Raw genomic sequence first — 632 nt, 5'->3', positions numbered from 1 at the left:
AAATACCCTTCTGGCCCGGATCGGGATAGCGGCCCGCCCAATATACGAAGTGTGTGAGAAGTTCAAGTGTTGCTAGTTCTTTGGGGGAGAGGTCATCGATAAAATTCGCGAGACGATGAAGTTCGTGATGCTTGTGGTCACGCTCAGCTTCAGAGTACGCGGCAACTCCTGCGCGGAGGATGATCATCGCTTTCAGGCAGACTTCCAAGCTATAACCAACCAACATGAGGGCGACTGCGCAGTACTGAGAATCGCAAATTCCCCGCAGTTCGGTCGGCATGTTGTCGAAATTCGGTTGCTGTTTTACGAGCGTTACCGCTGCCTGAGCCATCGCCTCGGCTTGAGTCAGCCACAAAATCGGACTCTTTAGATCGTCGCTGCTGGGAGCATTGGTCGGATCGACGTCAGCACCATGGGCTGCGGCCAGCATCGCCCAACGGCTCCATCCGGAGAGGCTGTACCCGGCTGGGTCCTGGATGAACATCTCTCGATTCGGCAACATTGGATCGAACATTCCGGTTTCCTTTGTAATTTGTGGTGATACGGTAGAACACGCACTAAGCTATTGGCGCGTCCAGTTCAATCCTTTCGCTCGTTCAGTCAGAAAGTCGGCCGCGTCAGAGGGCGCATCC

The 632-nt window shown here is 54.4% G+C and carries 1 protein-coding gene; it reads right to left on the bottom strand.

Annotated features, from left to right (window positions below; all coding sequences use genetic code 11):
- Nucleotides 1–514 (bottom strand): hypothetical protein (locus JMF90_RS39530; protein WP_201326596.1); only part of this gene is annotated, 514 nt, incomplete at its 3' end.
- Nucleotides 515–632 lie beyond the last annotated feature (118 nt).

It is taken from the genome of Burkholderia sp. E168m23, from assembly GCF_016586125.1.
Lineage (GTDB): Bacteria > Pseudomonadota > Gammaproteobacteria > Burkholderiales > Burkholderiaceae > Burkholderia > Burkholderia orbicola.
The sequence above is the reverse complement of the archived record's forward strand: the minus strand, read 5'-3'. Positions and strand labels throughout refer to the sequence as shown.